Here is a 15291-nt window from a genome sequence, read left to right as displayed (position 1 = left end):
ATGTGAGATTATTACTTACCGGGAGTTCCTTTTGAACATGCCGCACAATAGCGGATGCTGTCTAGCAGTGGCGTGCCCACCAGAAGCATGAGCCTAACGCTGCTTGAGTGAAGATTGATATTGCTACCATCCGCATTGTCTTAGTGGAGGTAAGAGCAATAGCTGCAGGTGAGTTACTGTTTTATTGCATGAGCATGGTATTATAAAACCACAAGAAAAAAACAAGATTGAGGGGCCTGATGAACGCAGGAGAGATTGGAACTGAAGCCGGGCGTATTTTTGAATACAACTTACCAAGCCATTGGATTTTCCGAAGTCAAGAGGATCAAAATGATTTTGGTATTGATGGAGAAATTGAACTCAAAGATGGTAGTGGCAAAGCTCTTGGGAAAGAGAGTGTTTTCAAAGTTCAGATTAAGGGTGAAGAGAACTCAACCTTTATTCATGATAATAGCTTATTATCATTTACACTGAAAACAGAGCGTTTGAGATATTACTTTGAATTCAAAGTGCCTGTTATTTTAGTTGTAGTAGAAATTACATCAGAGAAAATATTTTGGCTCCCCATAACAAACAATAAGACGTTGAGAGAAAAGGCATCAAAATCTAATCAAAATGATACAGTTCAAGTTCATATCCCAATTGAAAATACACTGGTCAGAAAAGGCATAGCATCAGCAAATAAAATATTAGACGCTGCCATAGATTGTTGGGATTACTTGAACATTAAGGGGCTTAAAGATTCTGTTGTCAGATATCCAATCATTAGTCCTTCAACTCTCGATAAGAAAATTGAAGATATAGGTGAAGCATTATATAAAGCGTATCACCAGCAGCTGGATAATCTTTTATCTGAAAGAAAATATGATGCTGTTTTTGAACGCTCTAACGAAATAAGTCATTCACCAATAGTTCCAGCAAAAGATAGATTTATCGCAGTTTTATATTACTTACAAGCATTCCAAGTCTCTCCTTATACTAATATTAAAAGAGAAGTTTACAGAGAAAATTTTTATATTTGCCAGCATTTAATACTATTAGCCAGAGAGCAAAGAAGCCGGACTCACAGATTAATTGCTTTAGGTAAATCACGGAGAGCAAAATTTAAGGCTCAGCTGGATCAACTCCATGCGACCCATCATTCAGTCAATCACTTTGAAGAAAAATCTTTGGAGCGTTATATTTTCAATGATCAAACTCAAATAATGTATAGAGATTGCTGCATATCCCTACAAAAGATCATTGAGTTATGTAATCGAATGACAAGAAACGAGCAGTATCACATACTTGCAGATTTTTTTGTTGATATCTATGCGTCGATTTTAATATTCAAAGGAATCCATGAAGCACGAGGCTCGAAGGAAACAATTGATTTTCTAGATGATTGGAATGAAAGAATGTCATTATTAGTAATGACATATTGTATAATTTCAAAAGATATTGAAAAAATTGAAAAACTATACTTACTTACTGCCACATTGCTTAAACAAAATCCTAAAGCGACCCAACCTCATAGAGAGATGATTCTTTCAACATTTCCTGATTTTGATAAAGCTTTGTCAGAAATAGAAAATCATGTTATCAGTCTTGACAATCAAAAAAATTTTTATGATCTTACAACGGAAGAGCAAAAAGAATACTTCTTAAGCATGGCCAAAAATCTAGGAATGGATCCGGATGACCCACAAGGAGAACATCATGAATTCCTTAAAATTGGATTTGCCAATTATGACCCCACAAATATAATGAAAAATTGTGAGCATTTATTTGTTCATTATCGTCCCGGAGGAATATTTGCCCAATCATTGAGAATGCACTCTCTAGGTGGCATGCATCTTTTGATCTGCTTAAAGCACAGACATGCACAAGGAACCGGAAATTTATTAAGTCAATTATATGATAGTACTGGCAGCTATGATTTCGGTAATAGCTTCAAACAATCAAATTGTGATAAATGCACGGATTGTAAACCCAGAGAGGATAGCTGGTCATGGAGTCTCAAATGGTATTCAAAAGAAGTCGAACGTCATAAAGATCTTCTTAAGAAGTATAGATTTTAATTACCTACCGTTGTTTAGATTTCAGATTAAGTGGCTGTCTGATATAGGCCACTTAAAATGCATCTGCCTCCTCTAATACTCATAAAAATTGACCTCCCCCCATATCCTGATCATGGCTAAATGAGAGGATTTGCCGTTTTTGGTGACTTCGGATAAATTCCGCCGGAGTCAGATCATTTAATGAAGAATGTGTCCTGTCATGGTTATATTCCTCCCGCCAGCGATCAAGCTTTTCCTGCACATCTTCCATCGACAGGAACCAGTGGATATTTAGGCATTCATCCCTCAGGCTGCCATTAAACGATTCGATAAACGGGTTATCCGTCGGCGTGCCGGGGCGTGAGAAGTCCATGGTGACCTTATTTTCGTACGCCCATCTATCCAGCACTTTTGAGATAAATTCGCTGCCGTTGTCGGCCTGGATCCTTAACGGCACACGATTGTGCATCAACCTCAGATGCTCCAGTACCGCCACCACATCCTTGCCCCTGAGCGACTGGCCGGCATGGATCGCCAGGCATTCCCGACTAAAATTATCGACCACAGTTAACGCCCGAAACCGGCACCCATTAAACAGATTATCAGCAACGAAATCCATGCTCCAGCATTGATCTGGATTTGACAGCAGCGGCCTCTCACGCCGGTGGGCCGCCGTCACATGGCGCCGGGGCCGTTTGCACCGCAAATTTAACCCCTCCTGGCAGTATATGCGGTGCGTTTTTTTGTGGTTCACTCGCCAGCCTTCGCGCCTGAGCTGTACATGTATTCGCTCGCAGCCATAACGGAACCGGGTTTCAGCAATCTCCCTGATCCGCATGGTCAGCACCCGGTCATCACGGCAAGAACGGTAGTGATAAACCGAGCGGCTCATGGGGATCGTCTGGCAGGCGCGACGAATGCCTACCCGGTAAGCGTCAAGCAAAAAATGGACAATTTCACGCTTACGGGCAGGCTTTAAAACTTTCGTTTTAGCACATCCTGCAGCATCTCTTTGTCCAGGCTCAGATCCGCCACCAAGCGTTTTAGCCGCTGATTTTCATCTTCCAGCTGGCGCAAGCGCCGCAGTTCAGCCACGCCCATGCCGCCAAATTTTTTCTTCCAGTTGAAAAAGGTCGCTTCAGAAATGCCCATCTTGCGACACACTTCCGCCACGCGGGTGCCGCCTTCCGCCTGTTTCAAGGCAAACGCTATCTGTTCCTCGGTAAACTTGGATTTTTTCATGCCCGGATCCCCCCTTTTAGTATGAGAAGTGTGGCAGAAAACTCCAGTTTAGCCTGGTCCTGTTTAATGGGAAGAGATCACACAATTTTGCCACACCTATAACGCGCAAAACTGCACAATAGTGTTTAATAAAGCAAAACATCGTAATGGTAACTTAATGATTTTATGGAGAAAGATGGTGCCGATAATAGGAGTCGAACCTACGACCTTCGCATTACGAATGCGCTGCTCTACCAACTGAGCTATATCGGCATGATGAAGCTGTGTCATGCGGGATGAATCTCGGTGGGACACGTTATGCAAAAGCGGTCAAAGAGTCAATAGGCGGGCGCGCGTATGCCGATAAAAACAGCAAATAGCCGTTTAAGATCAACCCGCGCCTACATTATCGCCACTTATCCTGCCATACCGCGCCGCGTCATCGCTGACAGGATGCTCTATAGTAAGTACTAACTATTATTTTCCCATAAGTCTGATGGACTCTGTCAGCGCTGCCCGGAGGAATCAATGCAACTGCAAGGCATCCATCATGCCGCACTGGCGGTGAGCGATATGGATCTTATGCTGGCATATTATCGCGACGCGCTCGGCATGCGGCCTCACCCCATTAAACGTAACTGGCTGAACGCCGGCCGGGGCTTTTGCCTGCACCTGATGCCGTCGAACGGCACGCTGGCGCCACGCGATCCATCTCGGCATATCGCCTTCCAGGTGGGTGACCTTAACCGCTGCGCCGGCTTTCTGCTTGCACAAGGACTCCAGCCATACCAGATGTCCGTCACGATGGAAGTGTATTATCTCACCGACGGCGCCGGCCAGCTGGATAACGGTATCGGCACGCTTTTCCTGGATGACCCGGAGGGCAATACCCTGGAGTTTATAGAACGGGGCCGGGGAATATTCAGCGCGTATGATGATGGGTTGGAATAAAAGAACGGACGCGATGGCGTTGCCAAAAAACAGGCCCGGCCGCCTGCGCATCGTCAGGCGCCGCCGAGAATAGTTGCGGCGCCTGACGGTAATGATAGAAGTAAGCGCCTGCTATCACGATAAGCGTCTTAACGCACTAGGGGCCTGGCCGGTATCCGCGCCACAGGAGCGATTGCCGCCACCGGCGCCCGTCCCCGTCCGGTCCTGGCGGGCGCTAAGGCCATCAACACCTGAGCGCTGTCACGCCCGGCTGAGATTATCCCCATACCCAACCCATTTATAGGTAGTTAGCGCTTCCAAACCCATCGGGCCGCGCGCATGAAGCTTTTGGGTGCTTACCGCCACTTCCGCGCCCAGGCCGAACTGGCCGCCGTCGGTGAAGCGAGTGCTCGCATTGACATATACCGCCGACGAATCCACCTCGCGCACAAAGCGTTCCGCGTTAGCCAGCGACTGGGTGAGAATGGCATCCGAATGCTGGGTGCCGTATCTGCGGATATGATCGACCGCCTCGTCAAAGCCTTTCACCACCTTGACGTTCAAATCCAGAGACAGCCATTCATCCTGATAATTGGCCTCCTCCACCGGCACGCAGGCCGCCGGACCGTCGGCCAAAAACGGCCGCGCGCCGTGGTCGGCATGCAGCGTCACGCCTAGGCTGTGCATATGCCTGCTTAAACGGCTCAGGAAGGCCGGCGCGACAGCCTCGTGCACCAGCAGAGTCTCCAGGGAGTTGCAGGCGCTGGGACGCTGGATTTTGGCGTTCTCGATAACCTTGAGCGCCGGCTCAATATCGACGGTCTCATCGGCATAGATATGACATACGCCGATACCGCCGGTAATCACCGGGATCGTGGAATTTTCGCGACATAACTTATGCAGCCCCGCCCCGCCGCGCGGGATCAGCATATCCACGTAGCGATCGAGCCTCAGCAGTTCGTTCACCAGGGCGCGATCGGGATTATCGATGGCCTGTACCGCGCCAGGCGGCAACTGGCAGTCCACCAGCGCCTGCTGAATAGCCTTGACGGTGGCGGCATTGGTGCGGTGGGTCTCTTTGCCGCCGCGCAGGATCACCGCGTTGCCGGTTTTCAGGCATAAAGCCGCCACGTCCACCGTGACGTTGGGGCGCGCTTCATAAATCACAGCCACCACGCCCAAAGGTACGCGGCGTCGTTCCAGCTTCAGGCCGTTGTCCAGTTGGCGGCCGTCGATCACCTGGCCGACCGGATCCGTCAGGCGGCAAACCTGGCGCACGTCGGCGGCGATGGCGGATAAACGCGCCGGGGTAAGCAGCAGACGGTCCTGCAAGGCATCGCTCAGGCCGTTTTGCCGCGCGTCGGCCATATCCAGCGCATTGGCCGCCAGGATATCCCCGCTTTGCGCTTCCAGGCGATCGGCGATGGCCAGCAGGGCCCGGTCTTTGTCGGCGCTGCTCAGCACGGCCAGTTGCCAGGATGCCGCTTTGGCGTCTTTGCCCATTTGCTCAAGCATAGCTACTCCTTAATAAATAATCATATCGTCGCGATGGATGGCGACCGGCCCGTACTCGTAGCCGAGGATGGCGCTGATGTCCTGCGAATGGCGGCCGGCGATCATGCGCAGCGCGTCGCTGTTGTAACGGCTGACGCCATGGGCCAGATCCTGGCCGTCAAGACCGCGGATACGCACCACCACGCCACGGGAGAAATCGCCGTCCACCGAGCGGATGCCCTTGGGCAATAACGAGCTGCCCCGCTCGCGGATCGCCGCCAGCGCGCCGTTATCGACGGTGATATCCCCTGCCGGCGGCGGCCCGAACAGCCAGCGCTTGCGCGTTTCCAGCGGCATTTGCTGCGCATGGAAACGGGTGCCCACCGGCCGATCCGCCATCATATCGCCAATCACGCCCGGCTTGCTGCCGGCGGCGATGACCACATCGACGCCGGCCCGGCTGGCGACGTCCGCCGCCTGGATTTTGGTCGCCATGCCGCCGGTGCCCAGGCCCGAGACGCTGTCGCCGGCAATGGCGCGCAGGGCGTCGTTAATGGCCGTGACCTCGGTGATAAGCGTAGCGTCGGGGTTGGTGCGCGGGTCGGCGGTATACAGCCCGGCCTGGTCGGTCAGCAGCAGCAGTTTATCGGCGTCGGCCAGAATGGCCACCAGCGCCGAGAGATTATCGTTATCGCCCACCTTTATTTCAGCGGTGGCCACCGCGTCGTTTTCATTGATAACCGGCACGATGCGGTTATCCAGCAGCGCGCGCAGCGTGTCGCGGGCGTTGAGGAAACGCTCGCGATCTTCCATATCCGCGCGGGTGAGCAGCATCTGGCCGATATGGATGCCGTAAATGGAAAACAGCTGTTCCCAGAGCTGGATCAGGCTGCTTTGGCCGACGGCGGCCAACAGCTGTTTTGACGCAATGGTCGCGGGCAATTCCGGATAGCCCAGGTGCTCGCGACCGGCGGCAATGGCGCCGGAAGTGACAATCACAATCCTGTGGCCGGCGGCGTGCAACTGCGCGCACTGGCGCACCAGCTCGACGATATGGGCGCGGTTAAGCCGGCGCGATCCGCCGGTCAAAACGCTGGTGCCCAACTTCACAACCAATGTCTGGCTGCCATCCATAACATATCTACCGTAATAAAGTTAAAAAGGCGTGCCTGGTCTTTATAAAAAGAAAAAGCGTTATGCCCGCCAGCATAACGCGAAATAAGATAAAAAGCAGGTGCGTGATGGCGTTAGTCTTTCAGGACAAAGGGCTCTTCTTTGAAGTTATCCGCCGGTTCCAGCGTCATCTCAAGCGACAGGATATAAGCGCGCAGGCGGGTATGAAAAGCGCGCAGCGAACTTTCCAGCTTATCGATTACCGCCGGATCGCTGATTTTTTCCTCATTCCAGCGACCCGCTTTATCGAACATGCCCAGATGATAGGCATAGGTATAACGGTTCTCTTCAGCTTCCAGATCGATCCACCATCCCCAGAATTCACGTTTTTCCGGCGAGGGCTGCATATTGATGCATACCGCCAGGCAATCAAAGAAAAAATGATTGTCGCTGCACTGCCCTTCGCGGATATAGGGGCCGAGCGCGGTAAATCCTTTCATCAACCTGCTTTTCGGATGTCCACTTACTAACGCCATGCTGATAACCTCAAATGCCTCAAAATGAATACTGACTTCTTTATGTAGCAAATCTATAGGATTAAGCAAACTTACTTAGTCACATTTTGCCAGCCAGTCGCGGATTTCGAGCAGCGCCCGATGAAAATTCTGATACACCGGCGCCGATTTTATGCGAAATAAGGTGCCGGACAACGATGACGACGCGATAAGCGCGGCCTCTTCCTTCGGGCTAAAGGGATCGTTATCCCAAAAGCCGGACAGCATCGGCGTTGGGCAGCGCCTGCCCAGCAGTCCCTGGATCTTGAGCGAATAACGGCTCAGCTCGATTTTCAGCGCCGCATCCGAGGCGTTGGCCATGCCCATGCGGCTGGCCAGCACGTCCATATACATATCCGGCGCCTGATCCTGGCGCGCCGGATCGGTAAGCAGCGCGTGCACCACCGGTCCGAGGCAGGCGACGCCGCGCAGGCGCCGGGACTCCAGATACGCCAGCCGGACGGCGATATTGGCGCCGAAACGAAACCCGAAAGCCATGACGCGCCTGGGGTCGACCCACGGAATATCCGCCAGGCCTTTTAACACCTGCTGGTGGAGAAAGCTGGAATCCTGGTTCAGGGTCCATTTCGACGAAAAACCGATGGACGGCATATCAATGGTCAACATTGCCAGGCCCGCCGGGGCAAAATAGTCATGGAACAGGCGGTAGGTGTCGTTTTGCAGCATATCCAGGCCACCGCACACCAGTACGGTGGGAAACGGGCCTTTTCCCTGCGCCGGCAAATGCAAAAATCCCGTCACGCTGCCGCCGCCGGCAACGGGGAAGGTCAGCGCTTTCAGCTCATAGCTGAGCCGGGAGGCGGCTTCCTCCCAGGCGCGGTTGGCCAGGGTTTGCGCCTGTTCCGCCAACAGGTCGCCGCACAAATGGGGATACGCGGCCACGCTGTAGAAATTGGCCGCCTGCAGCCAATGCCGCCCGGCAAGCGCGGCATCCGGCTCATCCATGCCGCGCTGTTGCCACGCCATGCCCTGATGGGACCACTCATAAATCCAGTTGCCGGGCCGGTAGCCGATCACGGTATCCAGCAGGCGATCGTCGGTCCTTTCGCTTTTGCTGGCGGCGATACGGGCCAGCACCTCTTCAATCTCCCAGGGATCGATACCGCGCCAAATCCACAGCAGGCGGTTGATCATGCGATACCAATTACCGGGGTTGGTGCCCTCGAGGGCGGCGAGGATGGCGGCTTGCCTGCCGATATGGCGCGGCCGGGTGACCAGTGTCGAGGTTTCCTGTTGCTTGAACGTGGGTTTAAACAGTACTTCGCTCAGATTGGTGCCGCTCATTGAGCTATTGCCTCCATCAGCCAAAATCTATGAATGAGGGGTTATATTAGCAAGATTGCTCATTGCGCGACAAATAAACCAACGCCCGGCATGGTGCCGGGCGTGCGGTCGGGAATCATCCCCGGATTAACGGCCGTGAAGCCAACCCGGGGCGAGGGTGCGACGGACTATTTCCCCGCTGTTTATTTACCGACTAACGGGGGAATAAACACCACGCCCATATCCCATGGCTGTTCGATCCAGGTGTCCTGAGGAATATCGACCATATAGTCATCCACCAGCGGCCGGCCGGCGGGCTTAGCGAAAATCGTCACGAAATGGGCTTTGGGGTACATATCGCGGATGGCTTTGGCGGTGCCGCCGGTATCCACCAGGTCGTCAATGACGATAAAGCCTTCGCCGTCGCCCTCGGCGCGTTTAAGCACCTTGAGTTCGCGCTGGTTGTTATGGTCATAGCTGGAGATGCAAACGGTGTCCACGTGGCGGATATTCAGCTCGCGCGCCAGCAGCGATCCCGGGACCAGGCCGCCGCGGCTGACCGCGATAATGCCCTTCCACTGTTCTGCGGGGAGTAGCCGTTGGGCCAGTTTCCGCGCCTGAATTTGCAACATGTCCCAGGTTACGACGTATTTTTCGCTCATAAATGCTGTCCCAGCCGGATTGGGTCGGCTTAAAAGTACAGGGAAAAAAGGTTGCGCGAGATTATAAAGACGCCACCGCCGAAATACCAGCGCTACCTCCCTTTTTAACCGCGGTTTCCCACCCGGGCAAAGTAAAGTGGTATTCTTTATTTCTCTTTGGTAACCATCCGACCGTCTGCGGGCTGTTTATTAATGACCAGACCGGGTCTTACGTTGTAACAGGAGTTTTTATCGTGTCTGAACTGACTCAACTTTCACCTCAGCCGTTATGGCAGATATTCGCCAAGATCTGCTCGATTCCCCATCCCTCTTATCATGAAGAAGCGCTGGCTACCCATATCCTGCGCTGGGCGCAGGAAAAAGGCTTGCATGGGGAGCGCGACGCGGTCGGCAATGTCCTGCTGCGCAAGCCCGCCACGCCGGGGTATGAGAAACGCCAGCCGGTGGTGCTGCAGGCGCATCTGGATATGGTGCCGCAGAAAAACAGCGATACCATCCATGATTTTACCACCGATCCCATCCAGCCTTATGTCGACGGCGACTGGGTCAAGGCGCGCGGCACCACGCTCGGCGCCGATAACGGTATCGGCATGGCCTCCGCGCTGGCGGTGCTGGCCGACGACAGTGTGCAGCACGGCCCGCTGGAAGTGTTGCTGACCATGACCGAGGAAACCGGCATGGCGGGCGCCTTTGGTTTACAGCCGGGCTGGCTGCAGGCCGAGATCCTGATCAATACCGATTCCGAGGAAGAAGGCGAAATCTATATGGGCTGCGCCGGCGGGGTTGATTTTAAAACCGTCCTGCCCCTTGAGCGCGAGGCGGTGCCGGCCGGCTACCAGATCCTCAAGCTGACCGTTAAAGGACTGAAAGGCGGCCATTCCGGCGGCGATATCCACCTGGGACTGGGCAACGCCAATAAACTGCTGGCCCGTTTCCTGTCCCGGCACGCGCAAAAGCTGGATATCCGCCTGCTGGATCTTAACGGCGGCACGCTGCGTAACGCCATTCCGCGCGAGGCCTTTGCCACCCTCGCCCTGCCGCAGGAAAACGCCGAGAGCCTGAACGCCCTGGCGCAGGAATACCTTGCGGTCATCAAGGCCGAACTGGCGGCGGTTGAAAAGAAACTGGCGATTGAGATTGAGCCGGCGACGTCGGACGCGCAGGCGCTGACCAAAGCCTGCGGCGATCGGTTTATCGCCCTGCTTAACGCCACGCCCAACGGCGTGATCCGCATGAGCGACGACGTCAAAGGCGTGGTGGAAACCTCGCTGAACGTCGGCGTGGTCTCGATGGCGACGGATCAAGCGATGATTCGCTGCCTGATCCGCTCGCTTATCGACAGCGGCAAGGAAGAGGTGGTGGGCACGCTCACCGCCCTGGGCCAGTTGGCCGGCGCCGAAACAGCCGCCAAGGGCAGCTACCCGGGCTGGAAACCGGACGCCAATTCGCCGGTGATGCATCTGGTGCGCGAGACCTACCAGAAGCTGTTTAACAAAACCCCCAATATCCAGGTGATCCACGCCGGTCTTGAATGCGGTCTGTTTAAAAAACCCTATCCGCGCATGGATATGGTGTCCATCGGGCCGACCATTACAGGACCGCACTCCCCGGATGAACAGGTGCATATTAAAAGCGTCGGCCAATACTGGATATTGCTTACCGCGCTGCTGAAAGCCATTCCTGAAAAGCACTAAAGCGTAACGCCCCCGCGCCTCAGGGAAGAGGCCGGTGGCGCAAATCGTCTTCCCAATTAAGCATGAGCTGACGCTCGATTTGCGGATCCAATAACGTCACATGCAGCCCCACCAGCCGCACGCCGCGATCGCCGCGCCGCTGCTCCCAGGCCTGCCGCGCAATATGCAGCAAATCCTCTTTGTTCAACTTCGGCCAGACATGCTCCTGGGTGGTCTGCTGGAAATCGGCGAACTTCAGCTTAATGCCCTGCCGGGCGATATGCAGATCCGGCCTGACCCGGCCAAGGCGTCGCTCCAGTTCCGGATAAAGCTGTTCGATAATGGCCTCGCACTCCACCCAGGCGACGATATCTTCCGCCAGCGTGCGCTCGACGCCGACGGATTTGCGCAGGCGATCGGACGAGACCTCCCGTTCGTCGATACCCTGTGAACGCTCCCAGATCACCCGGCCGAATTTACCAAACTGCCGCAGCAGCGTCGCCAGGTCACAGCGTTGTACATCCAGGCAGGTCGTTAAGCCCATGTCGGCGAGTTTTTTGGCGGTGACTTTACCCACGCCGGGTATTTTGCCTAACGGCAACTGCGCCAGAAAAGCCGGCACGTCCCCGGGAGTAATCACATACTGTCCGTTGGGCTTATTCAGGTCCGAAGCAATCTTGGCTAAGAATTTTACCGGCGCCACGCCCGCCGAGGCGGTAAGGTTCAGCTCGTCGGCAATCTGGCGGCGGATGGCCTGGGCCATCAGCGTAGCCGACCCGCTGTGATGATGGCTGTCCGTCACATCCAGGAAAGCTTCGTCCAGCGACAGCGGTTCAATCAGCGGCGTATACTGGCTGAATATATGCCGGATATGTTCCGAGGCTTCTTTGTAGGCCGCCATGCGCCCGGGCAGCAGTTTTAAATGCGGGCAGAGTTTCAGCGCCATGGCGGTCGACATGGCGCTATGCACGCCGAATACCCGGGCCGGATAATTAGCGGTGCTGATGACCCCGCGCCGGTCCGCCCGGCCGCCGATGGCGATGGGGATATCGCGTAAAGTCGGATCGTCGCGCATTTCCACCGCCGCGAAGAAGCAATCCATATCGACATGTATGATTTTACGCATTTATCCCCCTTAACTGTACAAGTATACAGTAAGGCGACGAATTTATACAAAACGTATCTTGATAAATATACAGGCAGTGATATCTTGTCGCTGTTTTAGTTGTTTTACTTGCCGTTTTTTAAAGGGTCCGCCGACAACGCCCCGTTGCCCGGCATCTTTATTATTTTGACTACGCAGGAATGATAATGGGCAAAATCGCACTGTTGTTTGCGATATTGTTTTGTATACCGGCCATGACGTCCGTCAGTTATGCCAGTGAGCAGGCGCAGACGCAGGTATCGAAAGAATTAAAAGCACAACTATTAGGCTCACCGGTTTTTATTCAGATCTTCAAAGAAGAACGAACGCTTGAACTGTATGCCAAAATGGGTAATGAATACCGCATGCTGGGCAGCTACCGCATTTGTAATTTCTCCGGCGGCCTGGGTCCGAAACGCCGGGAAGGGGATTTTAAAAGCCCGGAAGGGTTTTATTCAATTACCAACCGTAACCTAAATCCGAACAGTCATTATTATCGGGCGATAAATATCGGTTTTCCCAACGCCTACGATCAATCGCAAGGCTATTCCGGCGCGATGCTGATGATCCATGGCGACTGCCGCTCTATTGGCTGTTATGCCATGACCGATGGATATATCGCCGAAATTTATCATTATGTGGAAGCCGCGTTGCAAAACGGACAGGCCCAGGTCAATATCCATATTTTCCCGTTCCGGATGACCGAGGCAAACCTGCAGCGCCACCGTTTTTCGACGTATTATCCTTTCTGGCGTTCTCTTGAACCGGGTTATGCCTATTTTGCCCGCTACCACCAGCCGCCGGCGGTGGCGGTCGTCAACGGTCAATACACCATCAACGCGCCGCTGCAGTTAAACAGCGGCACCCCGGTGATTTCACAGTTCGCGCTCTCCGAAACGAAATAATACGCTCTCCCCTGGCGCAATCTTGTGCCAGGTTTCATTCCCCGTCAGCGGCTGCGTGGCGATAACGGTGACCACGTCGTTTGGCGTGGTCTGCTGCTGGAAATCGATCTCCACATCCTGGTCAAGCAATGTCGCCTTGCCAAACGGCGCCCGCCGGGTGATCCAATACAGATTCGTGGAACAATACCCCATCACAAAACGGCCGTCCGACAGCAACATATTGAAGATGCCCTTTTGCCGCAGCTCGCCGGCAAGCACCGCAATATAGCGAAATACCGCCGGCCAGTTAGCCGGGGTGCGCGGATAGCGCGCCGCCAGCCTGGCCAGCAGCCAGCAAAAGGCATATTCGCTGTCGGTTTTCCCCACCGGGCGATAACAGCCGGTATCCAACTGGCGAAACCCCCGCAGCTGGCCGTTATGGGCGAAGGTCCAGTTGCGTCCCCACAGCTCGCGGGTAAACGGATGGGTATTTTCCAACGACACCTTGCCGCGGTTGGCCTGGCGGATATGCGACACCACCGCGCAGGATTTAATCGGATAATCCTGCACCAGCCGGGCGATAGGCGAATTGAAACTCGGCAACGGATCCTTGAAGGTCCGGCAGCCCATGCCCTCGTAAAAGGTGATACCCCAGCCATCCTTGTGCGGCCCCGTACGGCCGCCGCGTTGTACTAACCCGGTAAAGCTGAAGCAAATGTCCGTCGGTACATTGGCACTCATCCCGAGCAGTTCGCACATGACCCGTCTCCTATGCCAGGGCGTCTGAACGCCGTAATTACGCGCCCGCCGCCATCTCTTTTTCAATCAGTTGGATCAGGATATGGATCGCCTTGATATGGATTTCCTGAATACGATCGGCATAACCGAAATGCGGCACACGGATTTCCACGTCGGCGGTGCCGGCCATCTTGCCGCCGTCCTTGCCGGTGAGCACGATGACTTTCATGCCTTTGGCGCGGGCCGCCGCCACGGCGCGGATGATATTGGCCGAATTGCCGGACGTGGAGATGCCCAGCAGGACATCGCCTTTATTACCCAGCGCTTCCACGTAACGTGAAAAGACAAAGTCGTAGCCAAAATCATTGCTGACGCAGGACAGGTGGCTGGGATCGGAAATGGCGATGGCCGGATACGCCGGGCGGTTATCGCGATAACGGCCGGTCAGTTCCTCGGCGAAATGCATGGCGTCGCAATGGGAACCGCCGTTGCCGCAGGAGAGCACCTTGCCGCCGGCTTTAAAAGAATCGGCAATCATAATGGCGGCGTCTTCTATCGACTGCAGATGGCGATCGTCGCTGAGAAATTTGGCAAGCGTTGCCGCCGCTTCGTTAAGTTCACTACGAATCAAGTCCTGATACATGGTTCCCTCGGTATAGGCTGGCTAATTTAATCGTTATCCCAGCCATCAGTTTACCGGATCGGCTAAACCACGAGAAGCGAAGTTAATCCCGTGCCCTTGCGTTACCACATGGAATTTGCAGTTTAGAGCCAGGATGGAATGGTGATGCCGCAAAAAGCAACGGCGAAGCAACGACGGCGAAGACTATGCCCGCCGGCGCTGCGCCCAACGGCGGCGCTTGCACCGGCGGGCCTGGCGCCGGCCGGTGGGGTTGCATTCACGCCATGACCGTTACTTCACCAGGGCCTCGGTGGAAATGCTGATAGCCACGGCGTCGCTGACCATAGGCACATATTTGTCCATGGCAAAATCAGAGCGCTTGATGGTGGTGGTGGCATTAAACCCGACCGCCTGTTTTTTCGCCATCGGATGCTCGCCTTTTTTGTTCAGCACCGCGTCCAGGATCACCGGTTTGGTGATATTTTTAATTTTCAGTTCACCGTAAACTTTATATTTATTGGCGCCCTCGCTGACGATTTTTGTGCTGCGGAACGTGGCCAGGGGGTAAGCGGCCAGATCGAAATAGTCCTTACCCTTGAAATCGTCCGTCAGCGCCTTGACGTGGGTATCCACCGTGGCAACCGGAATAGATACATCCACCGTCGAACGGGCGATGTCGGCATCATCCAGATGAATATTACCGGTAACGTTTGAAAAATCAGCGGTCGGATTGGAAAAGCCAAAATGGTTCCAGGAGAACACCACTGAGGTGTGCGCGGGATCCATGGCATAGGTCTGGGTCGCCGCCTGGGCAAAACCGGAAAGCAGCCCAAAGCCGATAACCAGGGGTGCTGCGATTCTTTTTGCGTTAATCATCTGTCTCTCATTCCGTTGCGGTTCAAAGAAGCAATTATAGTGGCCTTTTTAAGCACC

At 54.0% G+C, this 15291-nt stretch carries 14 protein-coding genes and 1 tRNA gene; 4 read left to right on the top strand and 11 right to left on the bottom strand.

The genetic code is table 11. From position 1 onward, the window contains the following. Window positions 1-239: 239 nt before the first annotated feature. Window positions 240-2060 carry a DUF4365 domain-containing protein gene (locus ACL2XQ_RS04650; RefSeq protein WP_413740092.1) on the top strand — a complete coding sequence of 607 codons (1821 nt, stop codon included), beginning with the start codon at window positions 240-242 and terminating at the stop codon, window positions 2058-2060. A gap of 79 nt (window positions 2061-2139) precedes the next feature. On the opposite strand, the gene ACL2XQ_RS04645 is transcribed toward ACL2XQ_RS04650, so the two are convergent. Beyond that, window positions 2140-3281 (bottom strand): IS3 family transposase gene (locus ACL2XQ_RS04645; protein WP_413740091.1). Its coding sequence is split into 2 segments (ribosomal slippage): window positions 2140-3029 and window positions 3029-3281, totalling 1143 coding nucleotides; the frame shifts between segments, so codons are not numbered across the junction. A 176-nt stretch (window positions 3282-3457) separates the two neighbouring features. Continuing rightward, a tRNA-Thr gene (locus ACL2XQ_RS04640) sits at window positions 3458-3533 on the bottom strand. Window positions 3534-3788: 255 nt separating this feature from the next. Between ACL2XQ_RS04640 and ACL2XQ_RS04635 the strand changes: the two genes are divergently transcribed. Beyond that, on the top strand, window positions 3789-4211 hold the full coding sequence (locus ACL2XQ_RS04635; RefSeq protein WP_413722201.1) for a VOC family protein: 423 nt from the start codon (window positions 3789-3791) through the stop codon (window positions 4209-4211). A 240-nt stretch (window positions 4212-4451) separates the two neighbouring features. Here the strand turns inward: ACL2XQ_RS04635 and proA are convergent, their stop codons facing one another. From proA to gpt, 5 genes are all read right to left on the bottom strand, one after another. Then, window positions 4452-5705 (bottom strand): glutamate-5-semialdehyde dehydrogenase, encoded by a 1254-nt coding sequence (gene proA, locus ACL2XQ_RS04630; protein ID WP_413722200.1) that lies wholly within the window; start codon window positions 5703-5705, stop codon window positions 4452-4454. Window positions 5706-5714: 9 nt separating this feature from the next. Continuing rightward, complete coding sequence (gene proB, locus ACL2XQ_RS04625; protein ID WP_410016280.1) at window positions 5715-6818, bottom strand: glutamate 5-kinase; 1104 nt, start codon at window positions 6816-6818, stop codon at window positions 5715-5717. Between the two features lie 113 nt (window positions 6819-6931). Further along, window positions 6932-7333, bottom strand: coding sequence for a sigma factor-binding protein Crl (gene crl / locus ACL2XQ_RS04620; RefSeq protein WP_410016281.1), 402 nt, complete (start codon window positions 7331-7333; stop codon window positions 6932-6934). A 75-nt stretch (window positions 7334-7408) separates the two neighbouring features. Continuing rightward, a complete protein-coding gene (gene frsA, locus ACL2XQ_RS04615) occupies window positions 7409-8656 on the bottom strand; it encodes an esterase FrsA (protein ID WP_413722199.1) in 1248 nt (415 codons plus the stop codon). A gap of 182 nt (window positions 8657-8838) precedes the next feature. Further along, window positions 8839-9297, bottom strand: coding sequence for a xanthine phosphoribosyltransferase (gpt, locus tag ACL2XQ_RS04610; protein WP_162367625.1), 459 nt, complete (start codon window positions 9295-9297; stop codon window positions 8839-8841). A gap of 233 nt (window positions 9298-9530) precedes the next feature. On the opposite strand from gpt, the gene pepD reads away from it, so the two are divergent. After that, window positions 9531-10991 carry a beta-Ala-His dipeptidase gene (gene pepD, locus ACL2XQ_RS04605; RefSeq protein WP_410016283.1) on the top strand — a complete coding sequence of 487 codons (1461 nt, stop codon included), beginning with the start codon at window positions 9531-9533 and terminating at the stop codon, window positions 10989-10991. A gap of 19 nt (window positions 10992-11010) precedes the next feature. Here pepD and dinB read toward each other — a convergent pair whose 3' ends face one another. Further along, window positions 11011-12096 (bottom strand): DNA polymerase IV, encoded by a 1086-nt coding sequence (dinB, locus tag ACL2XQ_RS04600; RefSeq protein ID WP_413722198.1) that lies wholly within the window; start codon window positions 12094-12096, stop codon window positions 11011-11013. 185 nt (window positions 12097-12281) lie between these two features. Here dinB and dpaA point away from each other — a divergent pair, with 185 nt between their 5' ends. Beyond that, window positions 12282-13019: a peptidoglycan meso-diaminopimelic acid protein amidase gene (gene dpaA, locus ACL2XQ_RS04595; protein WP_410016285.1), complete on the top strand. Its 738-nt coding sequence runs from the start codon at window positions 12282-12284 to the stop codon at window positions 13017-13019. Here the strand turns inward: dpaA and ACL2XQ_RS04590 are convergent. The 3 genes from ACL2XQ_RS04590 to ACL2XQ_RS04580 form a co-directional block, all read right to left on the bottom strand. Then, the gene (locus ACL2XQ_RS04590; RefSeq protein WP_410016286.1) at window positions 12990-13757 is read right to left on the bottom strand and encodes a class II glutamine amidotransferase; all 768 of its coding nucleotides are present in this window, start codon (window positions 13755-13757) and stop codon (window positions 12990-12992) included. The two genes, dpaA and ACL2XQ_RS04590, sit on opposite strands and share 30 nt — an antisense overlap. A 37-nt stretch (window positions 13758-13794) precedes the next feature. Next, window positions 13795-14379 carry a D-sedoheptulose 7-phosphate isomerase gene (lpcA, locus tag ACL2XQ_RS04585; RefSeq protein ID WP_413722197.1) on the bottom strand — a complete coding sequence of 195 codons (585 nt, stop codon included), beginning with the start codon at window positions 14377-14379 and terminating at the stop codon, window positions 13795-13797. 270 nt (window positions 14380-14649) lie between these two features. Next, window positions 14650-15234, bottom strand: a complete 585-nt coding sequence (locus ACL2XQ_RS04580; RefSeq protein WP_413722196.1) for a YceI family protein — start codon at window positions 15232-15234, stop codon at window positions 14650-14652. Between the last annotated feature and the right edge of the window lie 57 nt (window positions 15235-15291).

The sequence above is a fragment of the Sodalis sp. RH14 genome, assembly GCF_047324285.1.
GTDB lineage: Bacteria > Pseudomonadota > Gammaproteobacteria > Enterobacterales > Enterobacteriaceae > Acerihabitans.
This window is presented reverse-complemented; position numbering and strand designations above follow the sequence as displayed.

What these genes read in the sequence shown, in the direction of transcription:
- ACL2XQ_RS04650 (WP_413740092.1), top strand. Translation starts at nt 240, where the DNA reads ATGAACGCAGGAGAGATTGGAACTGAAGCCGGGCGTATTTTTGAATAC.
- ACL2XQ_RS04635 (WP_413722201.1), top strand. Translation starts at nt 3,789, where the DNA reads ATGCAACTGCAAGGCATCCATCATGCCGCACTGGCGGTGAGCGATATG.
- proA (WP_413722200.1), bottom strand. Translation starts at nt 5,705, where the DNA reads ATGCTTGAGCAAATGGGCAAAGACGCCAAAGCGGCATCCTGGCAACTG.
- proB (WP_410016280.1), bottom strand. Translation starts at nt 6,818, where the DNA reads ATGGATGGCAGCCAGACATTGGTTGTGAAGTTGGGCACCAGCGTTTTG.
- crl (WP_410016281.1), bottom strand. Translation starts at nt 7,333, where the DNA reads ATGGCGTTAGTAAGTGGACATCCGAAAAGCAGGTTGATGAAAGGATTT.
- frsA (WP_413722199.1), bottom strand. Translation starts at nt 8,656, where the DNA reads ATGAGCGGCACCAATCTGAGCGAAGTACTGTTTAAACCCACGTTCAAG.
- gpt (WP_162367625.1), bottom strand. Translation starts at nt 9,297, where the DNA reads ATGAGCGAAAAATACGTCGTAACCTGGGACATGTTGCAAATTCAGGCG.
- dinB (WP_413722198.1), bottom strand. Translation starts at nt 12,096, where the DNA reads ATGCGTAAAATCATACATGTCGATATGGATTGCTTCTTCGCGGCGGTG.
- dpaA (WP_410016285.1), top strand. Translation starts at nt 12,282, where the DNA reads ATGGGCAAAATCGCACTGTTGTTTGCGATATTGTTTTGTATACCGGCC.
- ACL2XQ_RS04590 (WP_410016286.1), bottom strand. Translation starts at nt 13,757, where the DNA reads ATGTGCGAACTGCTCGGGATGAGTGCCAATGTACCGACGGACATTTGC.
- lpcA (WP_413722197.1), bottom strand. Translation starts at nt 14,379, where the DNA reads ATGTATCAGGACTTGATTCGTAGTGAACTTAACGAAGCGGCGGCAACG.
- ACL2XQ_RS04580 (WP_413722196.1), bottom strand. Translation starts at nt 15,234, where the DNA reads ATGATTAACGCAAAAAGAATCGCAGCACCCCTGGTTATCGGCTTTGGG.